The organism is Mitsuaria sp. 7 (genome assembly GCF_001653795.1).
In the GTDB taxonomy this organism is placed as follows: Bacteria; Pseudomonadota; Gammaproteobacteria; order Burkholderiales; family Burkholderiaceae_C; genus Roseateles.
This window is the reverse complement of sequence record NZ_CP011514.1, coordinates 2005196-2029689: the sequence shown is the minus strand read 5'-3', so window position 1 is coordinate 2029689 and position 24494 is coordinate 2005196. Positions and strand designations below refer to the sequence as shown.

Annotated in this window: 26 protein-coding genes; 15 read left to right on the top strand and 11 right to left on the bottom strand. The window is 68.9% G+C overall.

Translation table 11 applies throughout. The features are described from left to right. Nucleotides 1-74: 74 nt before the first annotated feature. The 4 genes from ABE85_RS08945 to ABE85_RS08930 form a co-directional block, all read right to left on the bottom strand. On the bottom strand, nucleotides 75-1100 hold the full coding sequence (locus ABE85_RS08945) for a hypothetical protein (RefSeq protein ID WP_067272857.1): 1026 nt from the start codon (nucleotides 1098-1100) through the stop codon (nucleotides 75-77). A gap of 107 nt (nucleotides 1101-1207) precedes the next feature. Continuing rightward, nucleotides 1208-1399, bottom strand: a complete 192-nt coding sequence (locus ABE85_RS08940) for a 4-oxalocrotonate tautomerase (RefSeq protein ID WP_067272854.1) — start codon at nucleotides 1397-1399, stop codon at nucleotides 1208-1210. Between the two features lie 27 nt (nucleotides 1400-1426). Further along, nucleotides 1427-2191: a class II aldolase/adducin family protein gene (locus tag ABE85_RS08935; RefSeq protein WP_067272851.1), complete on the bottom strand. Its 765-nt coding sequence runs from the start codon at nucleotides 2189-2191 to the stop codon at nucleotides 1427-1429. 688 nt (nucleotides 2192-2879) lie between these two features. Beyond that, nucleotides 2880-3374 carry a hypothetical protein gene (locus ABE85_RS08930; RefSeq protein WP_067272849.1) on the bottom strand — a complete coding sequence of 165 codons (495 nt, stop codon included), beginning with the start codon at nucleotides 3372-3374 and terminating at the stop codon, nucleotides 2880-2882. A 187-nt stretch (nucleotides 3375-3561) separates the two neighbouring features. Between ABE85_RS08930 and ABE85_RS08925 the strand changes: the two genes are divergently transcribed. Beyond that, complete coding sequence (locus ABE85_RS08925) at nucleotides 3562-4494, top strand: hypothetical protein (RefSeq protein ID WP_157522130.1); 933 nt, start codon at nucleotides 3562-3564, stop codon at nucleotides 4492-4494. Between the two features lie 175 nt (nucleotides 4495-4669). After that, nucleotides 4670-5107 (top strand): ankyrin repeat domain-containing protein, encoded by a 438-nt coding sequence (locus tag ABE85_RS08920; protein WP_067272842.1) that lies wholly within the window; start codon nucleotides 4670-4672, stop codon nucleotides 5105-5107. Nucleotides 5108-5128: 21 nt separating this feature from the next. Here the strand turns inward: ABE85_RS08920 and ABE85_RS08915 are convergent, their stop codons facing one another. Next, entirely contained in the window at nucleotides 5129-5947 is an 819-nt protein-coding gene (locus ABE85_RS08915) for a hypothetical protein (protein ID WP_157522127.1), read from the bottom strand. Nucleotides 5948-6066: 119 nt separating this feature from the next. Between ABE85_RS08915 and ABE85_RS08910 the strand changes: the two genes are divergently transcribed. After that, nucleotides 6067-6438, top strand: coding sequence for a VOC family protein (locus ABE85_RS08910; RefSeq protein ID WP_067272838.1), 372 nt, complete (start codon nucleotides 6067-6069; stop codon nucleotides 6436-6438). A 19-nt stretch (nucleotides 6439-6457) separates the two neighbouring features. Here ABE85_RS08910 and ABE85_RS08905 read toward each other — a convergent pair whose 3' ends face one another. Both ABE85_RS08905 and ABE85_RS08900 read right to left on the bottom strand, forming a co-directional pair. Next, nucleotides 6458-7213: an SDR family oxidoreductase gene (locus ABE85_RS08905; RefSeq protein WP_067272835.1), complete on the bottom strand. Its 756-nt coding sequence runs from the start codon at nucleotides 7211-7213 to the stop codon at nucleotides 6458-6460. A gap of 260 nt (nucleotides 7214-7473) precedes the next feature. Then, entirely contained in the window at nucleotides 7474-8295 is an 822-nt protein-coding gene (locus tag ABE85_RS08900; protein ID WP_082938461.1) for an amidohydrolase, read from the bottom strand. Between the two features lie 41 nt (nucleotides 8296-8336). Between ABE85_RS08900 and ABE85_RS08895 the strand changes: the two genes are divergently transcribed. Both ABE85_RS08895 and ABE85_RS08890 read left to right on the top strand, forming a co-directional pair. Continuing rightward, nucleotides 8337-9110 (top strand): GntR family transcriptional regulator, encoded by a 774-nt coding sequence (locus ABE85_RS08895; protein WP_067272833.1) that lies wholly within the window; start codon nucleotides 8337-8339, stop codon nucleotides 9108-9110. A gap of 71 nt (nucleotides 9111-9181) precedes the next feature. After that, nucleotides 9182-10159, top strand: coding sequence for a tripartite tricarboxylate transporter substrate binding protein (locus ABE85_RS08890; protein ID WP_067272829.1), 978 nt, complete (start codon nucleotides 9182-9184; stop codon nucleotides 10157-10159). A gap of 31 nt (nucleotides 10160-10190) precedes the next feature. On the opposite strand, the gene ABE85_RS08885 is transcribed toward ABE85_RS08890, so the two are convergent. Next, on the bottom strand, nucleotides 10191-11300 hold the full coding sequence (locus ABE85_RS08885; RefSeq protein ID WP_082938460.1) for an aldehyde reductase: 1110 nt from the start codon (nucleotides 11298-11300) through the stop codon (nucleotides 10191-10193). 111 nt (nucleotides 11301-11411) lie between these two features. Between ABE85_RS08885 and ABE85_RS08880 the strand changes: the two genes are divergently transcribed. Both ABE85_RS08880 and ABE85_RS08875 read left to right on the top strand, forming a co-directional pair. Continuing rightward, a complete protein-coding gene (locus ABE85_RS08880) occupies nucleotides 11412-12398 on the top strand; it encodes an AraC family transcriptional regulator (RefSeq protein ID WP_067272826.1) in 987 nt (328 codons plus the stop codon). Continuing rightward, nucleotides 12395-13105 carry a hypothetical protein gene (locus ABE85_RS08875; protein WP_067272823.1) on the top strand — a complete coding sequence of 237 codons (711 nt, stop codon included), beginning with the start codon at nucleotides 12395-12397 and terminating at the stop codon, nucleotides 13103-13105. Before ABE85_RS08880 ends, ABE85_RS08875 begins: the two co-directional genes overlap by 4 nt. 17 nt (nucleotides 13106-13122) lie before the next feature. Here ABE85_RS08875 and ABE85_RS08870 read toward each other — a convergent pair whose 3' ends face one another. The 3 genes from ABE85_RS08870 to ABE85_RS28350 form a co-directional block, all read right to left on the bottom strand. Next, nucleotides 13123-13935 (bottom strand): carbonic anhydrase family protein, encoded by an 813-nt coding sequence (locus ABE85_RS08870; protein WP_067272819.1) that lies wholly within the window; start codon nucleotides 13933-13935, stop codon nucleotides 13123-13125. Nucleotides 13936-14077: 142 nt separating this feature from the next. Then, on the bottom strand, nucleotides 14078-14836 hold the full coding sequence (locus tag ABE85_RS28355; protein WP_255362661.1) for an NAD(P)/FAD-dependent oxidoreductase: 759 nt from the start codon (nucleotides 14834-14836) through the stop codon (nucleotides 14078-14080). Nucleotides 14837-14866: 30 nt separating this feature from the next. Further along, nucleotides 14867-15226: an NAD(P)/FAD-dependent oxidoreductase gene (locus ABE85_RS28350; RefSeq protein WP_231993264.1), complete on the bottom strand. Its 360-nt coding sequence runs from the start codon at nucleotides 15224-15226 to the stop codon at nucleotides 14867-14869. Nucleotides 15227-15340: 114 nt separating this feature from the next. Here ABE85_RS28350 and ABE85_RS08860 point away from each other — a divergent pair, with 114 nt between their 5' ends. From ABE85_RS08860 to ABE85_RS08825, 8 genes are all read left to right on the top strand, one after another. Next, nucleotides 15341-16072, top strand: coding sequence for a TetR/AcrR family transcriptional regulator (locus ABE85_RS08860; protein ID WP_067272806.1), 732 nt, complete (start codon nucleotides 15341-15343; stop codon nucleotides 16070-16072). Between the two features lie 335 nt (nucleotides 16073-16407). After that, nucleotides 16408-17949, top strand: a complete 1542-nt coding sequence (locus tag ABE85_RS08855; RefSeq protein WP_067272801.1) for a DUF4331 domain-containing protein — start codon at nucleotides 16408-16410, stop codon at nucleotides 17947-17949. Nucleotides 17950-17963: 14 nt separating this feature from the next. Continuing rightward, nucleotides 17964-18323 carry a hypothetical protein gene (locus ABE85_RS08850; protein ID WP_157522121.1) on the top strand — a complete coding sequence of 120 codons (360 nt, stop codon included), beginning with the start codon at nucleotides 17964-17966 and terminating at the stop codon, nucleotides 18321-18323. Continuing rightward, nucleotides 18320-19495 carry a hypothetical protein gene (locus tag ABE85_RS08845; protein ID WP_067272795.1) on the top strand — a complete coding sequence of 392 codons (1176 nt, stop codon included), beginning with the start codon at nucleotides 18320-18322 and terminating at the stop codon, nucleotides 19493-19495. Before ABE85_RS08850 ends, ABE85_RS08845 begins: the two co-directional genes overlap by 4 nt. Further along, nucleotides 19492-20748, top strand: coding sequence for a HupE/UreJ family protein (locus ABE85_RS28345; protein WP_157522118.1), 1257 nt, complete (start codon nucleotides 19492-19494; stop codon nucleotides 20746-20748). Before ABE85_RS08845 ends, ABE85_RS28345 begins: the two co-directional genes overlap by 4 nt. Next, nucleotides 20745-22886 (top strand): TonB-dependent receptor, encoded by a 2142-nt coding sequence (locus ABE85_RS08835; RefSeq protein WP_231993263.1) that lies wholly within the window; start codon nucleotides 20745-20747, stop codon nucleotides 22884-22886. Before ABE85_RS28345 ends, ABE85_RS08835 begins: the two co-directional genes overlap by 4 nt. A gap of 87 nt (nucleotides 22887-22973) precedes the next feature. After that, nucleotides 22974-23663 (top strand): sigma-70 family RNA polymerase sigma factor, encoded by a 690-nt coding sequence (locus ABE85_RS08830; protein WP_082938458.1) that lies wholly within the window; start codon nucleotides 22974-22976, stop codon nucleotides 23661-23663. Beyond that, nucleotides 23663-24409 carry an anti-sigma factor domain-containing protein gene (locus ABE85_RS08825; protein ID WP_067272792.1) on the top strand — a complete coding sequence of 249 codons (747 nt, stop codon included), beginning with the start codon at nucleotides 23663-23665 and terminating at the stop codon, nucleotides 24407-24409. The genes ABE85_RS08830 and ABE85_RS08825 overlap by 1 nt, the downstream gene beginning before the upstream one ends. Nucleotides 24410-24494: the final 85 nt, after the last annotated feature.

Here is a 24494-nt window from a genome sequence, read left to right as displayed (position 1 = left end):
CCGCCCTCTCCCGCAATGCGGGAGAGGGAGCCAGAGGACACCGAGCCGACATGGCGGTGCCCTCGCGCTTCAGGTCACGGCTCTTCGCAGAACTCGCTCGGGCGCGTCACGTTGCAGACCCAGCGCCAGTCGACCCAGGCCTCGTCGCGCAGTTCGATGCTGAAGCTCAGATCGGGCAGGACGACGTCCAGTCGCAGCGGCACGCCGACCAGGACGTTGCCGTAGGGCAGCTGCATGCCGCGGACTTCCTTCACCGGCGCGTACTGGCCCAGCTTCAGCGTCATCTGGCTGTTGGCGACGATGTAGTTGTAGTTGTTCCAGACGTAGTCGCCGATGCGGAAGTCCTGCCCGTTGGGCAGCCTCACCACGGTCGATTGCGGCACCATGTTGTGCAGGCCGGAGCGGAAGTTGTTGCCGGCCGCCACGATGAACAGGCCGCTGTCGAGTCCGTTCACCGCATTGGCGAGGCCCGACTCGATCTTCGCGTCGACCATGCCGGTGATCTTGTTGGCGATGATGTCGCCGACCACGGGCAGCAGCCACGACAGGTTGGTGTCGCACCAGGTCGACGAGTTGGGCGTGGTGGTCATGCCGACCGTCCCCGGCGCCACGGGGCCGGTGATCCCGCCGATCTGCCCGACGATGCGGGTGTTCGTGAAGGTCAGCGTGTTCTGGCAGTCGTAGCGGATCACGCCGGCGGCGCGGCCGGAGAACTGGCTCACGGCCCGGTAGTCCAGCCCGGTGAGCTCCAGTCGGGCGACGCCGTTCAACTGTGGCGTGAGCGTCATGCGCAGGTCGCCGCTGACGACCCCGCTGAGCAGCGTCGCGCCGTTGGATTGCAATTGCGGACGCAGGGCGTCGTTGAGCCCGGCCTGGATGAAGAGCGGGACGCCGGTGGCCGCGCCGGCCACGCTGTACAACGGGCCGTAGGCGTTGCTCTGTTCGGTGACCGTGGCGGAGCCGCCGTTGACCGTCACGGTGGCCGCATAGAAGCGGTTGTAGGCGGTCGGTACCCAGTCGGCCCAGGCCGATCCGGTGGCCAGCAGCGGCATCAAGGCGAGCGCGCGGATCGCGCGCGGGATGCCTTTGGATTGCTTCATTCAGAACTCCCTGTGAGGTCAGTGATCGCGCTCGATTCGGCGCGACGCGATGCTAGGGGCGAGGACGCCGCATCGCGCCTGTAAAGGCTGACAGGGAGGATCGACCCTTACTTGTTCTTCTCGCTCCAGAGGACGCCGCCGGTGGCCCAGTCCTGGCGCTTCACGTCGAAGAAGACGACGTCCACGCCGTCGGCGCTGCCGCCGAGCACGCGCACGCAGGCGTCGGTGAGTTCCTTGGCCAGATCGGCCTTCTGTTGCGGGGTCCGGCCTTCGAAGAGTTCGACGCGGAGGGTGGGCATGGGTGTTCTCCTGGGAGTGTTGGGGATTCAGTGGCGGAAGCCGGGGGACAGGCGGTCCACGCGGCGCAGTAGCGCGGGCCATTCGGCGTCGCCGTCGCGTTCGGTGCCGTCGCCGACCCATTGGTGGTGGGTGAGGGCGGCGAGTTCATCGCTGACCTGCAGCACGCGGCCGCCGGTTGCGGCCGTGGCGGCCATCGCGCGCAGCTGCGCTTGCGCGGCGCGCTCGAGTATGTGCATGAGCAGATAGGCCTCGGCGACGGAACGGCCGACGGTCAGTGTGCCGTGGTTCTCGAGGATCAAGCCGTCGAGCGCGCCGAGCTTGGCGACGAGCCGGCCCTGCTCATCGGCGCCGAGCGCGAGGCCTTCGTAGGCATGGCGACCGAGCCGCCCGTGCAGGCGCATGGCCCATTGCGACGTCGGCTGCAGTCCGCCGGGGAGCATCGCCAGCGCGACGCCCCACGGCGCGTGCAGATGGATCACGCATTCGACGTCGGGGCGGGCGGCGTGCACGGCGCCGTGGATGGCGAAGCCGCTGGGGTTGACGCGTCGGCCGGTGCCGTCGACGACGCGTCCGCGCACGTCGACCTTCACCAGGCTGGAGGCGCAGACCTCGTCGAAGCCGAGGCCGAATTCATTCAGCAGGTAGACGCCGGGCTCGCCCGGCACGGCCGCGGACAGATGCGTGTAGATCGTGTCGTCCCAGCCGGCCAGCGCGGCCAGGCGATAGGCGGCGGCGAGGTCGATGCGGACGTCGGATTCGGTGCGCGGCTGTCCCCGCAAGACGTTGCTCATGAATTTGCTGGAGAGTCAGTTCGGCGGGGTGAAACCTCGGTCGAGGCTTGGGCAGCCTTCTGATGGGAGTGGCTTGACCTTTGGCTCGACCTTGATTGCGATGATGACGGAGTCGAGGGGGGGACTGGTGGTATTGGCGAATCTACCTGGGCAGGCGGTTTTGTTGCAATCTCTTTGATTATTGATTGACCGGTCGTCAATGCTGGCGTAATCAAAAAATAGCGTCCTCTTATTCTGAGATCGCCTTCCAGCTTGCCGGCTTTCATGTAGGTCGTGAGGCTTGCGAAAGAATCGGAACTCTCTCCGGACCACTGTGTTGCATGACTGTTTCGACCTGAAGACTTCCGATGGAAAACCAAAGTCGATTTGTCAGGAAGATCCACTGTCAGGGAAGCCAGATCAAGAGCTTTCTCATTCACGGTGACGGCGATTGCGGCGATTGAGTTGACTGCAGATCGCGCCAAACTTCGCTCCGTGTCCGATGTCCATTCGGGTGAGTCACGGTCAATGCGTACCAAAAGTCTGGTGTCTTGGGCTTGTGCTGGCGATGTTGTCAATAGTTGAATGAAGATCGCACAAAGAAAAACTTTCCAGCGCTGAAGCGTCATTTGAATTTCCTGTGCGTGAGCCGCAACGGTGCCGAGGTCTGCGTGGAGGTGGGATTCGGAGCGCGGGTGGACGGGCGTCGTCAGGATCTTGGTGCATCCTCGACGTCCAGCGGCCAGTCCAGGCTGCGAAGCAGAGTCTCTGCCAACCGCACGAAATCGCGGCCGAAGTTGTACAGGCGCTCGTCGATCTCGGTGACGACCAGGAAGTCGCCCTTCGCGTCGACGAGCACGTCGACGTAGCTGTCGAGCCCCACTGCAATCCACACCGCAGTGCTGAGCCGCGGCCAGCAGGACACCCAGTGTTCGCGAACAGGCTCGGGTGCGCGCAGGAAGTGGATGTTGCCATCGGCGCGATCGGAGTCTGGGGTGGCTTCGCCCACGATCAAGCCCCCGAATTCCTCGAGGAGGGACGTCGCATAGGCCATGGCATCGCCGGCGGCGACGGGTGCGGGCCGTGGCAACGGCTGCCAGCCTGCGTGCTTGAACAGCTGTCGCGCGTAGGGCTCGAAAGCCCAGGCGCCGGCCTCGGAGTCGGCCTCGTCGTCTTCAATCCAGTCTCCGTGAACCCAGGGCATTGGCGCGCGTGTCGATCGGTGTAAATGCGCCGGAGTCTATTCGACGCGCGAGTCGCGGCGTGGCTTCGGAATAGTCCCGACCTCCGCGTGCCTGTTGACCGGCGACACTCCTCAGCAAGAACAGCATGCCAGCCGCACACTATTACGAACGACTGCGGCGCAGTCCGTTGAACGGGGAGCTTCCGTCTTGAAATCCATCCTCTTGGCCGCCGCACTGGGTGTGGCGGCGTCCTCTGCTTCCGCGCAAACGCCCACCAGCCTGTGCGATATCCCGGCCTATGCGACGACCTTCAACAGCCGATACGACAAGGAGCTGGCGCTTCGTCAGCGCCTTGGCAAACTGTCCCGGCAGGGCGATGTGGACAACCAGGCGCGCCTGCGCCGTGCACTGCTGGCATCCAGTCCGGTGAGCGAGACCGAGGCCGATGCGAAGTTGACCGAGATCGCCGCGCAGCCTGACGTGGTCGAGCTCGCGCGGGTGCGGGACGCGGCGCAGAAGAGCGCCAAATCGATGGGGCTCGCGTTCGGTGCGCTGGAGTTCGTGGCCGGCCCGGATCCCGTGCGGCTGGCCCGCGCGCAGTGCATCTCCTCGAACATCGCGCTGGTCTACGTGGCCCAGGAACGGGCGTTCTCGGAACGCATCGCCGCGCTGACTCGGCAACGGCTCCTGGCATTCGGGCTGGAGCGGGGCATGGTCCCGCCGGAGAACCTCGTGCAATCCCTTCGACCCACGACATGGGCCTGCGCTACACCCGAGGGACGAGCGGCCGCCGAGGAAGACGTGGCGTTGCAGCTGGACGTGCTGCGCACCCAGCAGCGCCAGTCGGAGTCGGAACTCGACGCGCTCTTGAAGACCAAGGGATGGGACAAGCAGAAGCGATCGCAAGTGTTCAAGGACATGATGGAGAAGCCTGAGTTCACCGCGATCGAATCGGAGAAGAAGCCCGTCGCCGCCGAGCTGGTGGCGCTGATGAAGTCCGGCGGGGACAACACCGGGAGCACGGCTTCGGAAGGCCCGTGCACGTGGCCGGCCCGCTTCACGCCGATCCTTCAGAAGATCGGAGACCTGAACGCACACCAGTACCGGTGGATGGGGCGGTTCTTGCAACAGACTAAGTGAAGGCGGTCGTATGGCGTTTCGATCCCTTCACGAAGCACTCCATGAGTACGACGGTCGATCCACTCCGCTGACGGCAGCGATTGGCCCGGCCCGGTCATCTCCGTATCACTGGCCGGGCCTCATGCTGGGGGCGCTTCAGTAGCCCTTGGAACAACTCGTCCCCACTTTGAGCAACATGACGAAGACGACCTATTCGCCAGACGACTGGTTCGAAGCAGAACGGCTTCATCGTGCCGCGCACGAAGGAGACATCACCGAGATGAAGCGGTTGATTGCGCAGGGATATGACGTCAACCTGTTCGACGACCTGGGGAACACGCCGCTCCACGAGGCCGTAAGGGCTGATCGCTATCGGGTCGCGGAGTGGCTGCTGGACCACGGCGCATCGGTCAATGCGAACGAGGCGGAACGGATTGGCGAGACACCGTTGTGCTTCGCGGTCCAGCGGGGCTATCCGGAGATGGTCGCGCTATTGCTCAAACGAGGTGCCGATCCAGACATCAACGGGTGGATGGGCCTCACGGCTCGAATCCGGGCGCAGAAGCGCGCCGATGACGAGGGACGGGAGATGTCGGCAATGATGGCGAAGGTCCGAGAGAAGCGCCTGAGGTAGGTGCCTCACCGTGAGCGTTGCTCACACCCCCGGCACGCACACCATCGCAATGCTCGCCCACACCCCGAAGCTGAAGTACGGCGTGAGCCATAGCGCATCGGCCTTCCACGCGACCCAGCTCCCGCTGTGCACGCGGCGGCTCCACGCGTCGCGCGCGCCTTCATCCAGGCGCATGTAGACCAGCCCGCGCGCGCGGCCTTCGCGGTAGCGGCGGCAGTACATCGGCACGTCCACGCTGAGCACATACGCGACGAAGCCCATCGCGCCCACGATCCCGAACAGCGCCACCGCGTGAACCCAGCCGCTGCTGTTCACCGCGATGACGCCCAGCAGGATCGCCATCCAGCTGAAGCCCGCCGCCCAGAGCGAGGACTCCACCGCCTGGGTGATGTGGTTCAGCGTGAGCACGCTGTGCCAGCAGAAGGCCTGCGCGATCACCATGAACAGCGGGATCGCCCAGGCCGCCTTGCCGACGGCCGGCATGCCGGCATGCGTCGCGAGCTGATGGACCAGCAGCCCGAGCTGGAACGCGAAGCAGATCTCCGCGATCGTGGCCGCCGTGCGGCCCAGGAAGATGCTGGACAGCGGCGTGTCGATCACGACCAGCCGCTCCAGATCCACCCGCGGGAACAGCGAGCGATAGGCGCAGACCAGCACGTAGACGCCGGACAGCGCCAGGTGCAGATGCGCCTGGACACCGGTGATCGGCGCGAACTGCAGCACCGCCAGCCACAGGCAGACGTTGAGCGCGGCAATCGCGCGAAGGGCTCGCCACCAGGACAGCACACCCGGGTCTGCGCCGACCAGCCCTACAGAAGAAATATTGCGAATTGATGACATCTCACGGTCAGGGTAACCGCGAGTCGGGCCCCGAGGGAATGGCCCGGAAGACTCATCCGGGCGCGTCCGGGGCCGCCGGCAGAAGGCGCGATGATGGGCGAACCCCTTCAGGAGAGCCCATGTTCGACCACGTCAAATTCGGCGTCCGCGACTATGCCGCCAGCAGGACCTTCTATCTCCAGGCGCTCGAGCCGCTCGGCGTGACGATAGGCGGGGAGGGCGATCCGTCCTACGGCATCGAGATCTGCGGCAGCAACAACGCGTCGCTGTGCCTGTTCCAGACCGGGGAGCGGACCGCGCCCATGCACATCGCCTTCGTCGCGCAGACGCGCGAGCAGGTCGACGCGTTCCATCGCGCCGCGCTGGCCGCCGGCGCCAAGGACAACGGCCCGCCCGGACTCCGTCCGAAGTACCACGCGAACTACTACGCGGCCTTCGTCATCGATCCGGACGGGCACAACATCGAAGCGGTCTGCCACGCGGCGGGCTGACGGCGCTTCAGCGCGCTACTCAGCCCGGATTCATCGCCGAGAACAGCGCCTCGTACTTCCCGTCGCGCTCCGCCCAACGGCGAGGGAGGTCACGATCGAGCAGCACCTCGCCGCGCGGCGTGCGGCCGTCCTCGAGCATCTGCAGCACCTCGGCGACGTAGTCCGGCAACGGCATCGCGCGCGGATCGCTCGCCTGCTGCGCGCCGGTCAGTTCGGTCTGCACGTACGGCGGGGACAGCTCCAGCACCTCGATGGGCACGTGGCGCATCTGATGCCGCAGCGACTGCAGCCACGAATGCAGGAAGGCCTTGCTCGCGCAGTAGGTCGGGAAGTCCGCGCGCGGCACGAAGGCCAGCGCCGAACTGGTCGCCAGGAACGCCGCGTCCGCCTTGCCTTTGAGCAGCGGCAGCACCGCCGCCGCGACGCGCACCACGCCCAGGATGTTGGTCTGCACGATGGCCTCGGCGTCGTCCGCGGTCCACGCGTCGCGGGTCATGTCCTCGGTGCGCGAGATGCCCGCGTTGGCGATCAGCACGTTGAGCTCGGGAAAGTGCGCGCGCAGCGTCGCCGTGAATCGCGCGAATGAAGCGGGATCGTCGACATCGAGCGCCAGCCCGACGAGACCGGGCCGTGCGAGGCTCATCGCTTCGAGCAGCGGCTGCCGTCGGCCGGTCACGATGACGCGGTTGCCGCGGTCATGCAGCGCCTCGGCCAGTGCGCGGCCGATGCCGCTGGTGCCACCCGTCACGAGGATGGTGTTGCCGGTGAGTTTCATGGGAAGTCCTTCTGGAGATCAGGTTGCGGTGACGCCGCAGACCAGACCGGCAGAGGACGCCCAGGCCGAAATGGAGGAACAGAGCCCGGGCAGGCGATACCAGTGGTCATCGGAAACGGCGTCGTGATTCATCGAGAACTGCCCCGCTGGGCTCCTCTCGACAAAGGACGCGTTGGATGACGGTAACGCCTACGGCAGCGCGCGGAACGCACTGCGGGATGAAGTGTAGCGGCAGTCGCGGAGCGCCCGCAGCGGCGCGCTCAGAAGCCGTACAGGCTCAACGCGTTGTCGGTGAGCACGACCTCGGTCATCGTGTCCGAGGCCAGCCAGTGCGCCAGCCACAACGGCGATGCGGACGTCGCCCGCGCGTCCTCATGCGCCGTGCACGGCCAGTCGCTGCCCCACACCAGTCGCATCGGACCGACGCGGTCCAGCCATCGCGCCGCCAGGTCCTTGGCCTCGCAGCCAGCCGCCAGGCGGTAGGGCGCGCTCAGCTTCACGAAGAGCCGGTCGTGCTGCCCCGCGACCAGGCCGCTCACCTCGGTCGGCGAGGCCGGCTTGCCGAAGTGGTCCACCACGACCGTCAAGGTCTCGGGAAGCTGGCGCAGCACTTCCGCGAGACGCCCGTGGTCCGTATGGATCTGCAGATGCCACGACAGCGCCTCCAACTGATCGAACAGCGGATGCAGTTCTTCGCCGATCCGGTGATCGGTGCCGACGAGGTTGAGGCGGATGCCGCAGACGCCGAGCGCGTCCATCCGGCGAAGCTCGTTCACCGCGAAGCCCGCGCCGACGACGGCGACGCCGCGCAGCTGTGCGGGTCGCTCCGCCAGCAATTTCAGCAGATGACTGTTGTCGGTGCCGAGGAAGCTCGGCTGCACCAGCACGCCGTGCGAGACGCCGTGCGGCGCGACCGCCGCATCCCAGGCCTCGAGGGTCGCCGCGTAGTCCGGCACGTAGCGCGATCCCGGCGCCCCCGCGCCCGTCAGCGCGAACGCATGGAAGTGCGTGTCGACCACGCCGGTGAGGCGCGAGGCGGAAGTGATGGCGGGGTTGACGGCGGGGTGGGGCGTCGGCATCATTCGCGAATTCTAGTCCTATAGAGGACTATAGGAAAACAGCCTTGGGCAAGTCGAGCACTTCCAGCACGCCAGAATCCACGAGTCCCCCGGACGCGGGACTCGCCCCGACCGCGGGCGTCAGCCGTTATGCGCAGCTCGCGCAGGACCTGCGCACGCGCATCATCGGCGGCGAGTGGTCCGCCGGCGCGGCGATCCCGTCGGAGACCGACCTCGCGCAGCGCTTCGGCGTGGCGCTGGGCACCGTCCGGCAGGCCGTGGCCATGCTGGCGGCGGAAGGGATCATCCAGCGCGTGCACGGCAAGGGCACCTTCGTCACGCAAGGCCTGAACGGGCCGTCGCTGCTGCGCTTCTTCCGCTTCCGTGGGCCGGCGGACGGACCGCCCACCGCGCAGGTCCGGCGCTGTCAGACCGTGCGCCTGCGCGCGGCCGAAGCCCAGGCGCTCGGCCAGCGGACCGGCGACAGCGCGCTGCGCGTGAAGCGGGTGCGGCTGCTCGACGGCAAGCCGGTGCTCGCCGAGGACCTGCTGCTGCCGCTGGCCCGCTTCGCCGCGTTGCGCGATCTCCCGCTGGCGGAGTGGGAGGACCTGCTCTATCCGATGCTGGCCCGTCTGTGCGGCGTGACGGTCGCGCGGGCCGCCGACGAACTGACCTTCGGTCACCTGGACGCCGCGACCGCGGCCTTGCTCGACCTGCCCGAGGGCGCGCCCGGGATCCGTGTCGACCGCAAGGCCTTCGACCTCGGCGGCCAGTGCATCGAGCTGCGCACCACCTGGGGCGACGCCACCGCTTTCCACTACAGCGCCGAGACGCGCTGATCCTCGGCGCCGAAACGTACCCGTTCCTCCGGCGCCGGGAAGCGCCGGTTCCTTTCCTCTGGAGACCCACGATGATCCAACGACGCCATGCCGTGCTGACGGCGCTGGCCCTGGCCGCCCTCGGCAGCTTCTCCGGCGCCGCCTCGGCGCAAGCCTGGCCCACCAAGCCGGTGACCTTCATGGTGAGCTACCCGCCCGGCGGCGGCGCGGACCTGATCGCGCGCCTGATCGCGCCCAAGGTGGGCGAGGTCCTCGGACAGACCGTCATCATCGAGAACCGTCCCGGCGGCAGCGGCCAGATCGCCGCCGGCGCCGTGTCGCGCGCGCCGGCCGACGGCTACACGCTGCTGTTCGACGCGTCCTCGTATGCCGTCACGCCGACGCTGTTCCCCAACTCGCCCTACAAGCAGGGCAAGGCCTTCAAGACGGTCGCGGTGACGGCGCTCTTCCCCAACGTCGTGCTGGTGAACGCGCAGTTCCCGGCGAAGAACGCCGCCGAGCTGATCGCGGCCGCCAAGGCGAAGACGGATGCGGTGGCCTTCGCGTCGTCGGGCAACGGCTCGGCGCAGCACATCGCCGGCGTGCTGTTCGAGCAGTCCGCGAAGGTCGAGATGATGCACGTGCCCTACAAGGGCGGCGGTCCCGCGCTGACCGACGTCATCGGCGGCCAGGTGCCGGTGTTCTTCGGCAACGTGGCCTCGACCCTGCAGTACGTGAAGCAGGGCAAGCTGCGTCCGCTGGCGGTCAGCGGGAAGAAGCGCTCCGCGGCGCTGCCGGATGTGCCGACGGGCGCCGAGGCGGGACTGCCCGGCTTCGAGATGTACGAATGGAACGGGCTGTTCGCGCCGGTCGGCACGCCCGCGCCGGTGATCGATCGTCTGTCCAAGGCCGTGCAGCAGGCGCTGGCCTCACCCGAGGTGAAGGCGAAGATCGCCGAGCTCGGCGGTGATGCCTTCCACGGCGGCGTGGCGGAGTCGGAGAAGTTCGTCGACGCCGAGCTCAAGCGCATGGCCACGCTCATCAAGGACCGCAGCATCACGGTGGAGTAAGCGTTCCGCGGGGTTGCCGCGCGAGCGGCCTCTAGTCGCGCAGCATCTTCAATCGGACGAGGCTCTCGGCGGTCGCCACGATCGCCTCCTCGTTCGAGCGCGGACGCCAGCCGAGCACGCGGCGGGCCTTGTTGCCGGAGGCGTTCAGGTTGCGGCCGAGCAGCGAGGCGACGCTGCGTCCCGCGGGCGTGCCGCGCCCGATCAGCTTCACCAGCCAGTTCGGGAGCACCCGCGTCTTCACGCGGTTCGCGGCGGCGCCCAGCCGCCGCTTGAGCACCGTCGCGATGTCGACCATCCACAGGCTGTCGCCGGCGGTGGCGAGGAAACGCTCGCCGTTGGCGGCGGGATCCGTCATCGCGCGCAGGTGCAGGTCCGCGACGTCGCGGACGTCGACAACCCCCGTGTTGATCTTTGGACAGCCGGGCTGACCGTCCATCATCCGCTGGATGATGCCGATGGAATGGGAGGTGTCCGGTCCCAGCGCCGGCCCGAGCACCGCCACCGGATTGATCGCGGACAACTCCAGCCCGCGGCCTTCCTTCGCGATGAAGTCCCACGCGGCGCGCTCGGCCAGGGTCTTGGACTTCTGGTACGGCCAGACCTCGCCGGACTTGCCGGAGATGTCGCTCCAGTCGGTCTCGTCGAAGGGGCGCGACATCGGACCGTGGCCGGCGCAGATCGCGCCGAAGGCGGAGGTCAGCACCACCCGTTTGACGCCTGCGTCGCGGGCGGCGCGCAGCACGCGCAGGTTGCCGTCCACCGCGGGACGGATCCAGTCGCCCTCGCTCGCGTGATCGCCGGACGGCGTCGGCGAGGCACCGTGCAGCACATAGCGGCATCCGGCCACAGCCTCCGTCCAACCCGCATCCGCCGACAGGTCAGCGACGACGAAGGACAGACGATCGCCAGGATCGGCGCCGCCGACGCGCAGGTGCGTGAGGACCTCGGCCTCGCGCTTCGCCGAGCGCAGGGTGGTGCGCACGCGGTAGCCGCTCGCGAGCAGCGCGAGGATGCAGTGCTGCGCGATGAAGCCGGTGCCGCCGGTGACCAGGACCAGGTCGCCGCGTGGGTCCTTCGTATCGTTCCGATCGTGCAGGCCGTTGGAGTCGTTGGGATTGTTGGTGCCGTTCGAGTGGCTCATGTCGTGGATGCTCTTCCTGTCGTTCAAAGGGGCGGAAAGCCGGTGAGCGGTGTGGACCGTCGCAGCGACGCCGCATGACCGGCACGATAGGAGGCGGGTCTCGAACTGTGAATGCTTGAGCGTACGCATCACTTGCGCGATAGTTCGGAAATGCAGGCTGATCCGTTTTCCGACATCCTCAAGTTCACGCGCGCCGAGTCGCTGGTCACCGGCGGATTCCAGGCCGGCGGCGCGTGGGCGATCCGCTTCCCCGCGCCCGACAAGATCAAGTTCTTCGCCGTCGTGAAGGGTCGGTGCTGGGTCCGCATCGAGGGCGAGCCCGAGGCGGTCCTCTTCGAGACCGGCGACGTGGGGCTGCTGGCGGCGAAGCGCGCGTCGGTGCTGGCCAGCGCCCTGGACATCGAGCCGGTGGACGCGATGGGACTGTTCTCCGGCGCGGGCCGCTCGACGGCCACCCTGGGCGACGGCAAGGACTTCGCGCACATCGGGGGTCACGTCTTGCTCGACCAGGCCAGCGGACGTCTGCTCGAAGGCGTGCTGCCGCCGTGGATCCACATCCAGGCCGCCTCGCCGCGCGCGACGGTGTTCCGCTGGGTGCTGAACCAGCTCGTCGAGGAGCGGGCCGATCCGCTGCCTGGCGCGCAGCTGGTGACGGAGCAGCTGTCGCAACTGCTGTTCATCCAGATCCTGCGCGCGCATCTGGAGGCGTCCGGCCCGATGCCGGCAGGGTGGCTGCGCGCGCTGGCGGACCCGCGCATCGCGCCGGCGCTGCGCCTGATGCACGGCGAGCCGGCGCGGAGCTGGCATCTCGAGGAACTGGCCAGCGCCTGCGCGATGTCGCGGACGACCTTCGCGGTGCGCTTCAAGGACGTCGCGGGCGTCGCGCCGCTGAGTTATCTCGCCGACTGGCGCATGCGCCTCGCACAACGCGCGCTGCGCGAGGAGGACACGCCGGTGGCGGTCCTGGCGCGCTCGCTCGGATACACGTCCGAGAGCGCCTTCAGCACGGCTTTCAAACGCGCCACGGGGAAGTCGCCGAAGACCTGGCGCAACGCCGTGGCGGACGGACTAACGCAGACACAAGGAGCCCTTGGATGAGCACCCCTCCCGACACGCCCCAGCGCCAGCTGCTCCTGGACTTCATCGCCGACGAAGCCGCCGCGCTTCAGCGCGGTGAGCAGGGCGGTTTCTGGCCCAGCAACCATCACCTGATCTCGCCCCTGATCGGCAAGGCGGGGAAGTTTCTCGACGAGAGCGAGCAGGTCGCGTTCTTCTACCACCTGCTCCGGCTGGACCACTGCCCGCCGGTGAAGACGGAAGAGGACTTCGCGTTGCTGCTCCGCGCCTATGGCGGCCTGGGAGGCCTCCTGTCGCGCGGCTACCCCGTCTGCAGCCTGCCATTCCATCTGGCGGTCTTCCTCTTCGGCCAGGACCCGCTCGCGCGGCTGCCGGACGAGCCGGAGCCGTCCTTGGCCAGCTTCCAGTCGGGGGTCACCTTCCTGCGGTATGCGCGCTCGTTCTCCCACATGCCGGGGATCATGTCCAAGCGCCAGAAGTTCGCCGACCTGAGCGCCGATCGCGCGCTCGTGGCGCGTGTGCGCAAGACGCTGATGCACGGCGACCGGAAGCTGCTGGACGGGCTCGGCCAGCTGTGGCTCTGGGCCTTCGTGTTCCTCGTGCTGCAGGTGCAGGAGGACGCCCAGCCCGTCATCCGCAAGATCCGCGAAGACGCGGCGGCGGCCGGCGACGCCAAGCGCGTCGAGACGCTGGAGCGCTTCATCGCCGCCGCAGGGAAGCCGGCCTGAACGGAGGCCGCTCCACTTCAGTGATGCGTGGCCTGGTCGCGGTAGACCGTGCGGCCATTCAAGGGCTGCACGGCGCGCGAGTTGCCTGCTGCCTCATACAGCGCGCGGAAGTGACGGATCTGCGACGTCGACATGATCACGGGCTCCTCCAGCAGCACCCAGGAGACGTTCTCCGGGAAGACATCGGTGTTGAGCTGGTCCGCCACCGAGCCGGCCGGGTTGTTGCAGCCCACGGCGGACGGCGCGGTCAACGAGCCGTCATAGCGCCAGGAATGCGTGCCGTGCGGCAGCACGCGGTCCAGATGGAACGCGGGGATGGTCAGCGGCGCCGCATTCGAATCTTCCGGCAGTGCGTGCTTGAAGATCTTCTGCAGCTCATGGTGTTCGCCGCCGGCCTTGACCAGCGCACCGATCACCAGCAGGGCGTCGTTGTCGCCCAGGCAGGCGCCGCGCTTGACGTGGACGAAATGGATTTCCATCGGCGCGGCCTTGCCGTTGACCTTGTGCTCCGACGGCGTGTGGAAATGGAACTGCGCCAGGTCGTAGGTCACGCCGTTGACGCTGATCGACGAGCCGGCCGGCACGTTGACGCGCAGCGTGGCGAACTCTTCGGGCACGAAGGGGTTCGCCCCGGGATTGAAGGTGTTGACCACCGACACCTCCGCGGTCTGGTACGCGCGGGTGATCTTCGGCAGGGGCGCGCCGACGGTCGCCGACGTGTGGATGTCGATCGGGCTTTGCCGACCTTCGGCATGGGCCAGGGGCAGGGCAGTCGACAGCGCAAGGACCAGCGACGTGGCGACGAAGAGGGATGGGCGGAAATGGGACAAGGGAGACTCCATGAGTGAACGCTTGAAGCGTGGGCGCTCGACGAACAACGGGGGTGAGCGGGCGGATGCTAGGCATCCGCCCATGACCCGCCGTTAGTCAGGGGTCAAGTCATGCGAAGTCCTGTCCGGCAAGGCGAAGGCGTCACTGCCCTGGTGTCTGATTGAGGAAGCGCACCAGGCTGTGCGGCGCGTCTTCGCCCAGGCACGCGTCGAGCACCTCGGCCGAACCCGTCGCCGCCTCGGCACTGCGGGGGAAGAGCTTCTCCTCATAAGCCGCGAGCGCGGCCTCCAGGTCTTCGGGGTGCGCCACGATCGCTTCGGCAAGCTCGGCGCCGTCGACCATGGCGAGGTTCGCGCCATCGCCCGCCGGGGCCATCAGATGCGCGGCGTCGCCGAGCAGCGTCACGCCCGGCACGCGATCCCATCGATGGTCCGAGGGCAAGGCGTGCAGGGACCGCAGCACGGGATCCGTTTCGCCATCGGTGATGAGCGCGGTGAGCGCCGGCGCCCAGCCGTCGAACTCCGCGGCCACGCGGCGCAGCGCTTCGGCGGGATCCTCGGCCTCGATCGCTGACACCCACGCCATCGGCTGGCGGACCGCAACGTAGGTGTGCAGCACGCCGTCTGGCTCGCGGTGCGCAAAGATGCCTTTGCCCGGCGCCATCGCGAAGAAGGCGCCGCCGCCGACCGCGTCCGCGCTCGCGGGATGGCGGACATCGGCATCGGACAGGTAGGTCTCGACGAAGGTCGTGCCGATGTACGCGGGCTTCGCGTCGGAGAGCAGGGGCCGGACTTTCGACCAGGCGCCATCGGCGCCGACGAGCAGATCCGCCGTCACCGTCGAGCCGTCTACGAAGGACAAGGTGTGCTGCGCACCCTGTCCGTTCTGCCCGTTCCTCAGCGCGGCGACCGATGCCAGCTTGCGACCCCATTACACGGTGTCCGCGGGCAGCGAGTCCAGCAGCAGACGGCGGAGTTCACCGCGACGCACCTCGGGCCGCCCGCCGTTGCCGTCGTCGGGCTGATCGAGCAGCACTGCGCCGGTCGCATCCAGCACCCGCGACGCCTGGCCGCCGGGATGGATGAGCCGGACGAAGGCGTCGTGCAGTCGCGCGGCTTTCAGCGCGATCTGGCCGCTGTCGTCGTGGATGTCGAGCATGCCGCCCTGCGTGCGCGCGGTGGGCGAGGTCTCCGCCTCGTAGACGGTCGAGGCGATGCCGTGGACGTGGAGAACCCGGGCGAGCATCAGTCCGCCGAGGCCGGCGCCGACGATCGCGATGGTGCGTGTCATCTTGAATCCTTCAGGGTGGGGTGACATCGCCGAGGGGACAGGGATCGTCGGGTCGATGTGTGGAATGACATTCCATGATGATGGAGCGGCGTTCCAGTTGTGTCAAGATCGGGCATGGTCAAGAAAGCACGTCCGGCGCCGCGGCGCGAAGAGTCCCTCTCGCGCGATCGCATCATCGAAGCGGCGATCGAGCTGCTCGACAACGACGGGGAGGGCGGGCTGACGTTCCGCGCGCTGTCCGAGCGGCTCGCCACGGGACCCGGCGCGATCTACTGGCACATCGCGAACAAGGGCGACCTGCTTGTCGCCGCGTGCGACGCGGTGATCGCCGGCGTGATGGCTCAGGGTACGACCAACGGTACGGCCGCGCAGGCGGACGCAGCGACGCCGGAGGACACGATCCGTGCGCTGGCGCTCGCCATGTTCGACGCGATGAACGAGCACCCGTGGATCGGCTCGGCGCTGTTCCACTCGGCCGGCGCGCTGCCGACGGTGCGTCTGCTGGAATGCATCGGACAGCAGGTGCGCGCGCTCGGTGCGCCTGCGGCGGGGCAGTGGTCGGCGACCTCGGCGCTGCTGCACTACGTCCTCGGCGTCGGCGGACAGAACGCGGCGAACCGGCTCTCCGCGCAGACGCGAGCACTCGATCGGGACGACTTCCTGGGCGAGGTGGCGGACGCGTGGTCCGCGCTCGACGAACGCGACTACCCGTTCACGCGATCGGTCGCGGACGACCTCCGGAATCACGACGACCGCGGCGACTTCCTCGCAGGGATCGATCTGATCCTGGGCGGGATCAAGGGGACGGCGAAGACGAGGGCGAAGGCGACTGTGCGGAAGCGATAGCTTGCGTCGACGACGTCGACGACGTCGAAGCCCTTGGCGAAGGCGATCGATTCAAGCCCAGGCAACGATCGGGCGGGCCTTGCGCACCGCGCGTACGCAGTGCCGCATCGTTTGGATTCATCGGAAACGCGCAGGCGCTGTCCCCCCCAACGCTGACGCGTCCCCGGGCACGCGGGCCGCGCCCTTGCCATAGCGCTTCCAGCGGCGGACATCCCACCCGCGACGCGGCAGAGGACGACGCATCCAACGCGTCCCCGGCTGCGTAAAGGGGACTCGGGCGGCACCCTCCGCGCCCGCTTCCACCACATCGTTCCCTCCACAACGAGGAGCACCCCATGACCCCATTCCCGTTGACCCGCGTGGCAACGTCCCTGCGCGTCGGCCTGTTCGCGGCGAGCGCGCTGTGCGCAGGACTGGCCTTCGCGTCCAGCCACCGCGAGGCGCCGTTCATCACCACCGTCCCCAAGGCGGACGCGTCGGACTTCTACATGTTCATGAGCTATGAGGCCGGCCGCACGGACTACGTGACCCTCATCGCCAACTACGTGCCGCTGCAGGACCCGTACGGGGGGCCGAACTTCTACGCGATGGACCCGAACGCGCTCTACGAGATCCACGTCGACAACAACGGCGACGCCAAGGAAGACGTCACCTTCCAGTTCCGTTTCAAGAACACGCTGAAGGCCACCGCGCTGAGCATCGGCGACAAGAGCGTGCCGATCCCGCTGGTCCAGTCCGGTCCGGTGTCCGACGTGAAGGCGGCGACGCTCAACGTCAACGAGAGCTACACCGTGGACATCGTGCGCGGCGACCGGCGCTCCGGCACGCGCTCGGCCATCACCAACGCCACCGGCGGCGGAACGTCGTTCGACAAGCCGGTCGACAACATCGGCAAGAAGACGATCGCCGATTACACGGCCTACGCCGCCAAGCACATCTACTCGGTCAACATTCCCGGGTGCGGCCAGCCGGCCAAGGTCTTCGTCGGTCAACGCAAGGACCCGTTCGCGGCCAACCTGGGTGTGATCTTCGACCTCGTGAACGCACCGGTCGGCGTCATCACCGATCCGGCCCAGATCAACGCGGCACCCAACTCGCTGGACGGGAAGAACGTCACCACGCTCGCGCTCGAGGTGCACAAGAGCTGCCTGGTCGCCGGCACCGAGCCGGTGATCGGCGGCTGGACCACGGCCAGCATGCGCCAGGCCCGCATCCTCGACCCCGCGCCCAAGGCCGGTCATCAGACCACCGACAAGGCCGGCGGCGCCTGGGTCCAGGTCTCGCGCCTGGGCATGCCGCTGGTCAACGAGGTGGTCATCGGCCTGCCCGACAAGGACCGCTTCAACAGCGCCAAGCCCAAGGACGACGCGCAGTTCGCCAACTACGTGACCAACCCCACCCTGCCGGCGCTGCTGTCCACCGTGCTCAACCTGCCGGGCTCGGCGCCGACCAACCTGCCGCGCAACGACCTGGTCACCACCTTCCTCACCGGCATCAAGGGCGTGAACCAGCCCGCGAACGTGGTCGCGTCGGAAGAGCTCCGGCTGAACACCTCGATCGCGGCCGTGCCTTTCGCGCAGCAGAACCGCCTGGGCATCGTCGGCAACATCCTGGCCAAGGGCAGCGACAACGCCGGTTATCCGAACGGCCGACGGCCCAAGGACGACGTCGTCGACATCTCGCTCGTGGCGGTGATGGGCGGTCTGTGCGTGGCCAACGGCGATACCGACGCGCTGGGCTTCGGCGCGGCCTGCAAGCCGTCCGCGGTGCCGCTGGGCGCCACGGCGTTCAAGCTGCATGACGCGGTCGACCAAGCCGTGGTGCCGCTGCTGCCCGGCTTCCCCTACCTGTACACGCCCATGGGCGGTACGCAGTGACCGAGGAGCCCATCATGAACGAGTCCTCTTCGAGTTCGTCCCGATCGCCGGGTTTGTCCCACTCCGCCGAGCGCGACGGGCGGCACCCTGTGGCGTCGCTGCGCCGTCCGGCCATCGCGCTGACGGCGATCGCCGCCGCGGCGATGGTGGCCGGCTGCTTCGGCGGCGGTGGTGACGACGGCGGCAGCGGCGGCGGGCCCATCGACACGACGCCCGCGTCGGTGCCGGACAGCGCGCTGGGTTCGTCCACGGCCTACACGCAGTTCACGCTGACGACCTCGCAGTCGAGCAGCGAGACCGCGGAGCCGCTGACGGCCAACAACGTGACGACACCGCCGGCCAGCGAGACCGACGAACCGGCGTCCGTCACTTGAAGGCCGCGCGAGCCCTTGCGCTCGCGTGCCTCGCCACAGCCGCCGCGCTCGCGGCGGCGGCGCCCTTCACGCCTCGTCAGGACGACGAGGTCGTGGAGCGGTTGCCGCTGCGCGCGGGATCGGCCGGCGAGCGTGCGCGCCAGCGCGCCGAGCAGCGGGTGCTGGCGCAGCAGCCGCGCGATCTCGGGCTGGCGCTGCGCGCCGCGCGCGAGGCCATCGAGCGCAGCCGGCACTACGGCGATCCGCGCGACCTCGGCACCGCGCAGGCGTGGCTGCAGCCGTGGTGGAACGACCGCGCCGTGCCGCCCGCCGCGCGCCTGTTGAAGGCGACGGTGCTGCAGGCGCGGCACGACTTCGATCCGGCGCTGGAGGAACTCGATCGCCTGCTCGGCGAGCGTGGGCTGCCGAATCCGCTCCGCGCCCAGGCGGAACTCACGCGCGCCGGCATCCTGCAGGTGCGCGGCCGATGGGATGAGGCGCGCGCCGGCTGCGAACGACTGGCGGCGCCGCCGCTGTCGCTGTCGCATGGGCACGCCTGTCTGGCCGAACTCGACAGCCTGCAAGGCAGGGACGCGTCCGCGACGCAACGGCTGGCGGCACTCGATCGCGCGCCCGGCGCGCCGCATGCCTGGATCGCGCTCCTGCGCGCCGAGCTTGCGGAGCGCCAAGGCCTCGCGACCGCGGGACCGCTGTACGCGCAGGCGCTGCAGCTGGGCGACGACCTCTATGTCCGCGCGGCGTATGCCGATTGGCTGCTCGACGCCGGTCGTCCGAAGGACGCCGCCGCCATCGTGCGCGCCGGACAGCCGGAGGGCTTGGATCAACTTCCCGATGCCTTGCTGCTGCGCCTGGCCATCGCCTGGAAGCGGGCGGGGGATGCCGGAGCCGCGAGCGCGGCGACGGAGATGCGGCAGCGCTTCGACGCGGCGGCGCTGCGCGGCGACACCAGCCATGCGCGGGAGCGCGCGCGCTTCGCGCTCGATGTGCAGGGCGATACCGCGCTCGCCTTGAAGGAGGCGACGACGAACTGGACTCAGCAACGCGAGCCCTCGGACGCGGTGCTCCTGCTGCGCGCATCGAAAGCCGCGAATCAACCCGGGGCCGTCGAACCGGTGCGCACCTTCATCCGCGAGCGGTCCATGCAGGACCGTCGTCTGAAGGAGCTCGGATGAACACGTGGTTCCGACGAATCCTCGCCACCGGCGTCGCGCTGGCGGGCGTCCTGGGGACGTCCGTGGCCCTGGCCCACAAGGCCAGCGATGCCTATCTGCAGCTGCGCGCGGAGGGCAGGGTGGCGACCTTGCGCGTCGACATCGCCCTGCGCGACCTCGACCGCGACCTGGTCCTCGACGCCGATGACGATGGCCTCCTGCGCTGGGGCGAGGTGCGGTCGCGCGCCTCGGACATCGAGAAGCTGCTCGACCGCGATGTGCATCTGGAGATCCGGGACGTCGTCGGCGCCGTCTGCCGAGCCGGTGCCTTCGCACCGCTGCAGCTGGAACAGCACAGCGACGGCCGCTATGCGGTGATCGAGCAGACGTGGACCTGCGCTCAGGCGCCGGCCAGCGGCACGCTGTCCTACGGGCTGTTCGCGACGACCGACCCGACGCACCGCGGCGTGCTGGTCTGGCGGCAGGGCGGTGCGGCGAAGACCGCCGTGGTCGCGCCGGGAACGGTGGGCATGACAGTGGCGCTGGCGGGCGGCGCCGCCGTAGGCGTCGCTGGCAAGGTGGGCAGCGACGGCAGCGCGGGCAATACCGGCAACACCGGCAATGCCGGCGATGAACGAGCGGATGGCGCCCAGACGCACGGTCTGGCGAGCATCTTCCGCGACGGCGTGCACCACATCTGGATCGGCGTCGACCACGTGCTGTTCCTCGTCGTCCTGCTGCTGCCGGCGGTGCTGCGGCGCGAGTCGGGCCAGTGGCGGCCCGACACCGCCTGGCGTCCGGCGCTGTGGCGCGTGCTCGGCGTCGTCACGGCCTTCACCGTGGCGCACTCGATCACGCTGGCGCTGGCCGTCTTCGACGTCGTCAATCCGCCATCCCGCTGGGTCGAAAGCCTGATCGCGCTGAGCGTGCTGCTCGCCGCGCTGAACAACCTGCGGCCGGTCCTGGTCGAGACGCGATGGCGGCTCACCTTCGCCTTCGGGCTGGTGCACGGCTTCGGCTTCGCGAGCGCGTTGAAGGACCTCGGACTCGCGAGGTCCGAGCTGGCTGCGCCGCTGGTGCTGTTCAACCTCGGCGTGGAAGCGGGGCAGCTCGCGATCGTCGCCGTGCTGGTGCCGCTGGCCTGGGCCGCGCGGCGCTGGCGCGGTTATCCGCGATGGGTGCTGGGTGCGGGCTCCGTGATCGTCGCGTTGATCGCGATCGTCTGGCTGGTCGAGCGTCTCTTCGATGTGCAGATCCTGGGAGTGGGCGGATGACAGCCGATCTGGTGACGACGGTGGCAGCGGTGACGCTGTCGCTGACGATGATGAGCCTGCTCAACGCGGCACGCGCCGCTGACCCTGCAACGGATGCGGCAACGGATGCGGCGACCGTGCCCGCGACGTCGACCACGCAGACCGTCGCGCTGCAACGCGTCGACGTCGAAGGCCGTCACTACGACAACGGCATCGGCAGCAGCGATGCGGCCTCGCAGGGCACGATCCGCGCGGGGCTCATCAAGAGCCGCCCCGTGCTGCGGCCCGGCGAGGTGCTGGAATTCGTGCCCGGCCTGATCGTCACGCAGCACAGCGGCGACGGGAAGGCGAACCAGTATTTCCTGCGCGGCTTCAACCTCGACCACGGCACCGATTTCGCGACCACGGTGATGGGGCTGCCGGTCAACATGCCGAGCCACGCGCACGGGCAGGGCTACGCGGACCTGAACTTCCTGATCCCGGAACTGGTCGATCGCATCGACTACCGCAAGGGGCCGTACTTCGCTCGCAACGGCGACTTCGCCGCGGCCGGGTCGGCGGACATCGACTACCTGCGCGAACTCGACGCGCCCTTCGTCAGCCTCACGCTGGGCGAGGGCCGCTACCGTCGCGCGCTGGCTGCCGGATCGACACGCGTCGCGGACGGCGTGCAATTGCTGGGCGCCGTCGAGGCGATGGGCAACGACGGTCCGTGGCGGCTGCCGGAGGACCTGAACCGGCGCAACCTCGTGCTGAGCCTGTCCGGCGCGTCGGGCATCGATCGCTGGCGCGTCGGCCTGATGGACTACCGGGCGGACTGGACGTCGACCGACCAGGTGCCGCAGCGTCTCATCGATGCGGGCACCTTCAACGGCCGGCCGTTCGGTCGCTTCGATGCCATCGATCCCAGCGACGGCGGCCGCACACGTCGCAGCAGCCTGTCGGGCGAGTGGTCCCGCGACGAGGGCGGCCGCAGCACCCGGGTGGCGGCGTATGCGATGGCGTACGAGCTCTCGCTCTACTCGAACTTCACCTATGCGATGGAGCGGCCAGAGGCGGGCGACCAGTTCGCGCAGAAGGACGACCGCAAGGTCTACGGCTTCAGCGCGAGCCACGCGGTGGAGACGACGCTCGGCGGGCTGCCGGCGCGCGGAGAACTCGGCGTGCAGCTGCGCCAGGACCGCGCGCGGGTGGGGCTCTTCGACACGCAGGCGCGCGCCACCCTCGGCACGACGCGTGACGACCGGGTGCGGGAGACGCTGGCAAGCGTGTATGGCGATCTCGGCGTGGAACTCACGCCCTGGGTGCGTACCGTCGTCGGCCTGCGCGCGGACCAGGCGCGGTTCCGGGTCGACAGCCTGAGCAATCCGATGAACTCCGGTTCCGCCCGTCAGACCTTGGCGTCGCCGAAGTGGTCCCTGGTGCTGGGGCCGTGGGCGCGCACGGAGCTCTTCCTCAACGCCGGTCGAGGCTTCCACAGCAACGACGCGCGCGGCGTGACCGCCCGTGTCGATCCGCGCAGCGGCGATCCCGTCGACCCGGTGCCGGGTCTGGTCAAGGCCAAGGGCTACGAACTCGGCGTGCGCAGCGAGATCGTCCCGGGGCTGCAGAGTTCGCTCGCGCTGTGGAAACTCGACTTCGATTCGGAGCTGGTCTACGTCGGCGACGCGGGCGTGACGGAGGCCAACCGGCCCAGCAAGCGGCACGGCGTCGAATGGAACAACCGCTACGTGCCGGTACCGTGGCTGCTGATCGACGCCGACCTGGCCTGGACGCGCGCGCGGTTCTCCGACGCCGATCCCGCCGGCGCGCGCATCCCCAACGCCGTCGACCGGGTGGCCTCCTTCGGCGTGACCGTGCGCGAGCGGGGCCCCTGGTCGGCGAGCCTGCAATGGCGCTACCTCGGCAGCGCGCCGCTGATCGAGGACGACAGCGTGCGCTCCAGGTCCTCGCTGACGACCAACCTGCGCGTGAGCCGGCGCTTCGGGGCGAAGACGGAAGTGACGCTGGACGTCTTCAACCTGATGGATCGCCGGGTCAACGACATCGAGTACTTCTACGAATCCCGACTCCCCGGTGAGGTCGCCGCCGTGGCTGATCGCCACGTGCATCCGGCGGAGCCGCGCACGCTGCGCGTGACACTGCGCCGCAGCTTCTGAACATCGTCCGATCCTGGCTCAGGCCTTGTCCGGGCCTGTCTCTGGCCTCTGCTGATCCAAATGCACCTTGCCTGCGTACAGGGGTTCATGACGACCCCCTCCGACGACTCCGGTCCCGATCCGCGGGCCGACGCGGCGCCGTCCGCCCATACTGAACGCGATGCCCGTCTCGCCGCGCTGATGACGCGCGTCGCGGCGTCCGACAGACAGGCGTTCGACGAGCTCTACCGGGCCACCAGCGCGACGCTGTTCGGCATGGTGCTGCGCATCAATCGCGATCGCGGCCATGCGGAGGAGGTGCTGCAGGAGATCTACATCACCGTCTGGCGGCAGGCGCCGAGCTTCGACGCCGCGCACGGCAAGGTGCTGACCTGGCTCACGACGATCACCCGGCACCGGGCCATCGACAGCCTGCGGCGCCGGGCCGCGCAGCCGGCGACCATCAGCCATTTCGGCGCCCTCGGCGGGCCCGAGGGCGGTGAGGGCGAGCGCGATCTGCTCGACCACCTGCCGAGCGAGGAACCGAGCCCGCTGGATCTGCTGGCCGACGCGAACCGCGCGCATGCGCTGGAGCGCTGCATGTCGCAGCTCAGCGGCGAGCAGCGCAGCAGCCTGGCGCTGGCGTACTACCAGGGGCTGTCCCATTCCGAGGTGGCCGAACACATGAGCCAGCCGCTGGGCACGGTGAAGAGCTGGGTGCGGCGCGGGCTGCTGAGCCTGCGCGGGTGCCTGGACCGGGCGGCCGAACGGCTGAGCGCGATGGGCAGGGTGGCCTGATGGACTACGGACATCCGGAACGCGCGGAGCGGCTGGCCGCGGACTACGCCGTGGGCACGCTGAGAGGCGGCGCGCGCCGCCGCTTCGAGCGCCTGCTGCCCGCGCATCCCGCGCTGGCCGCGGCGACGGCGGCGTGGTCGGCGCGCCTGCAACTGCTGGCGGGGCAGGTCGCGCCGGTCGAGCCGCCGCCCAGCGTGTGGGCCACGATACAGACTCGCCTCTTCGGCGCGGCGGATGCCAAGGCGGCATCGGCAGCCCCGGCGGGGGCGCCCTTGTCTTCGACGTCGGACCTGTCCTCGATCGGGCAGGGCCGCCCCGGTCAGCTGCGCTTCTGGCGAGGACTCAGCGCGATGGCCCTCGCGGCGTCGGTCGCGCTGGCGGTCGTCGTCATCCGCCCGGTGCCCGAAGCGGCCCCCGTCGTGATCGTGCTGCGCAGCACGCCGGAGGGCGTCGAACTCGTCAAGACGGGCTTCGTCGCCAGTGTGTCCGCGGATGGCCGGGCGCTGGTGCTCAAGCCCTTGGCGCCGGTGGTCGTCGATGCGGCCCATGCGCTCGAACTCTGGGCCGTTCCGAAGGCGGGCGCACCGCGCTCGCTGGGCCTGATCGCCTCCGGCGACGTGCCCACGACCGTCACGCGCGCGAACCTGCTGGATGACACCCAGGCCTTCGCCGTCAGCCTGGAGCCGAGCGGCGGCTCCCGCACCGGCAAGCCGACGGGGCCGATCGTGTCGGCGGGCGGGATCTGAAGGGTGGGACCTCAGGGGTGGGACCTGAGGACCTGGTGTGAGGGGAAGCAAGGGGCGGACGGCGTCGGCGAGCTGAGGTGTTCTG

Bases quoted from the DNA above. Each gene is read 5' to 3' on its own strand.
- ABE85_RS08890 (WP_067272829.1), top strand. From the start codon at position 9,182: ATGATCCAACGACGCCATGCCGTGCTGACGGCGCTGGCCCTGGCCGCC.
- ABE85_RS08830 (WP_082938458.1), top strand. From the start codon at position 22,974: ATGACGACCCCCTCCGACGACTCCGGTCCCGATCCGCGGGCCGACGCG.
- ABE85_RS08860 (WP_067272806.1), top strand. From the start codon at position 15,341: ATGGTCAAGAAAGCACGTCCGGCGCCGCGGCGCGAAGAGTCCCTCTCG.
- ABE85_RS28345 (WP_157522118.1), top strand. From the start codon at position 19,492: ATGAACACGTGGTTCCGACGAATCCTCGCCACCGGCGTCGCGCTGGCG.
- ABE85_RS08935 (WP_067272851.1), bottom strand. From the start codon at position 2,191: ATGAGCAACGTCTTGCGGGGACAGCCGCGCACCGAATCCGACGTCCGC.
- ABE85_RS08920 (WP_067272842.1), top strand. From the start codon at position 4,670: ATGACGAAGACGACCTATTCGCCAGACGACTGGTTCGAAGCAGAACGG.
- ABE85_RS08930 (WP_067272849.1), bottom strand. From the start codon at position 3,374: ATGCCCTGGGTTCACGGAGACTGGATTGAAGACGACGAGGCCGACTCC.
- ABE85_RS08880 (WP_067272826.1), top strand. From the start codon at position 11,412: ATGCTTGAGCGTACGCATCACTTGCGCGATAGTTCGGAAATGCAGGCT.
- ABE85_RS08835 (WP_231993263.1), top strand. From the start codon at position 20,745: ATGACAGCCGATCTGGTGACGACGGTGGCAGCGGTGACGCTGTCGCTG.
- ABE85_RS08915 (WP_157522127.1), bottom strand. From the start codon at position 5,947: ATGTCATCAATTCGCAATATTTCTTCTGTAGGGCTGGTCGGCGCAGAC.
- ABE85_RS08855 (WP_067272801.1), top strand. From the start codon at position 16,408: ATGACCCCATTCCCGTTGACCCGCGTGGCAACGTCCCTGCGCGTCGGC.
- ABE85_RS08905 (WP_067272835.1), bottom strand. From the start codon at position 7,213: ATGAAACTCACCGGCAACACCATCCTCGTGACGGGTGGCACCAGCGGC.
- ABE85_RS08940 (WP_067272854.1), bottom strand. From the start codon at position 1,399: ATGCCCACCCTCCGCGTCGAACTCTTCGAAGGCCGGACCCCGCAACAG.
- ABE85_RS08825 (WP_067272792.1), top strand. From the start codon at position 23,663: ATGGACTACGGACATCCGGAACGCGCGGAGCGGCTGGCCGCGGACTAC.
- ABE85_RS08875 (WP_067272823.1), top strand. From the start codon at position 12,395: ATGAGCACCCCTCCCGACACGCCCCAGCGCCAGCTGCTCCTGGACTTC.
- ABE85_RS28350 (WP_231993264.1), bottom strand. From the start codon at position 15,226: ATGACACGCACCATCGCGATCGTCGGCGCCGGCCTCGGCGGACTGATG.
- ABE85_RS08910 (WP_067272838.1), top strand. From the start codon at position 6,067: ATGTTCGACCACGTCAAATTCGGCGTCCGCGACTATGCCGCCAGCAGG.
- ABE85_RS08850 (WP_157522121.1), top strand. From the start codon at position 17,964: ATGAACGAGTCCTCTTCGAGTTCGTCCCGATCGCCGGGTTTGTCCCAC.
- ABE85_RS08945 (WP_067272857.1), bottom strand. From the start codon at position 1,100: ATGAAGCAATCCAAAGGCATCCCGCGCGCGATCCGCGCGCTCGCCTTG.
- ABE85_RS08900 (WP_082938461.1), bottom strand. From the start codon at position 8,295: ATGATGCCGACGCCCCACCCCGCCGTCAACCCCGCCATCACTTCCGCC.
- ABE85_RS08885 (WP_082938460.1), bottom strand. From the start codon at position 11,300: ATGAGCCACTCGAACGGCACCAACAATCCCAACGACTCCAACGGCCTG.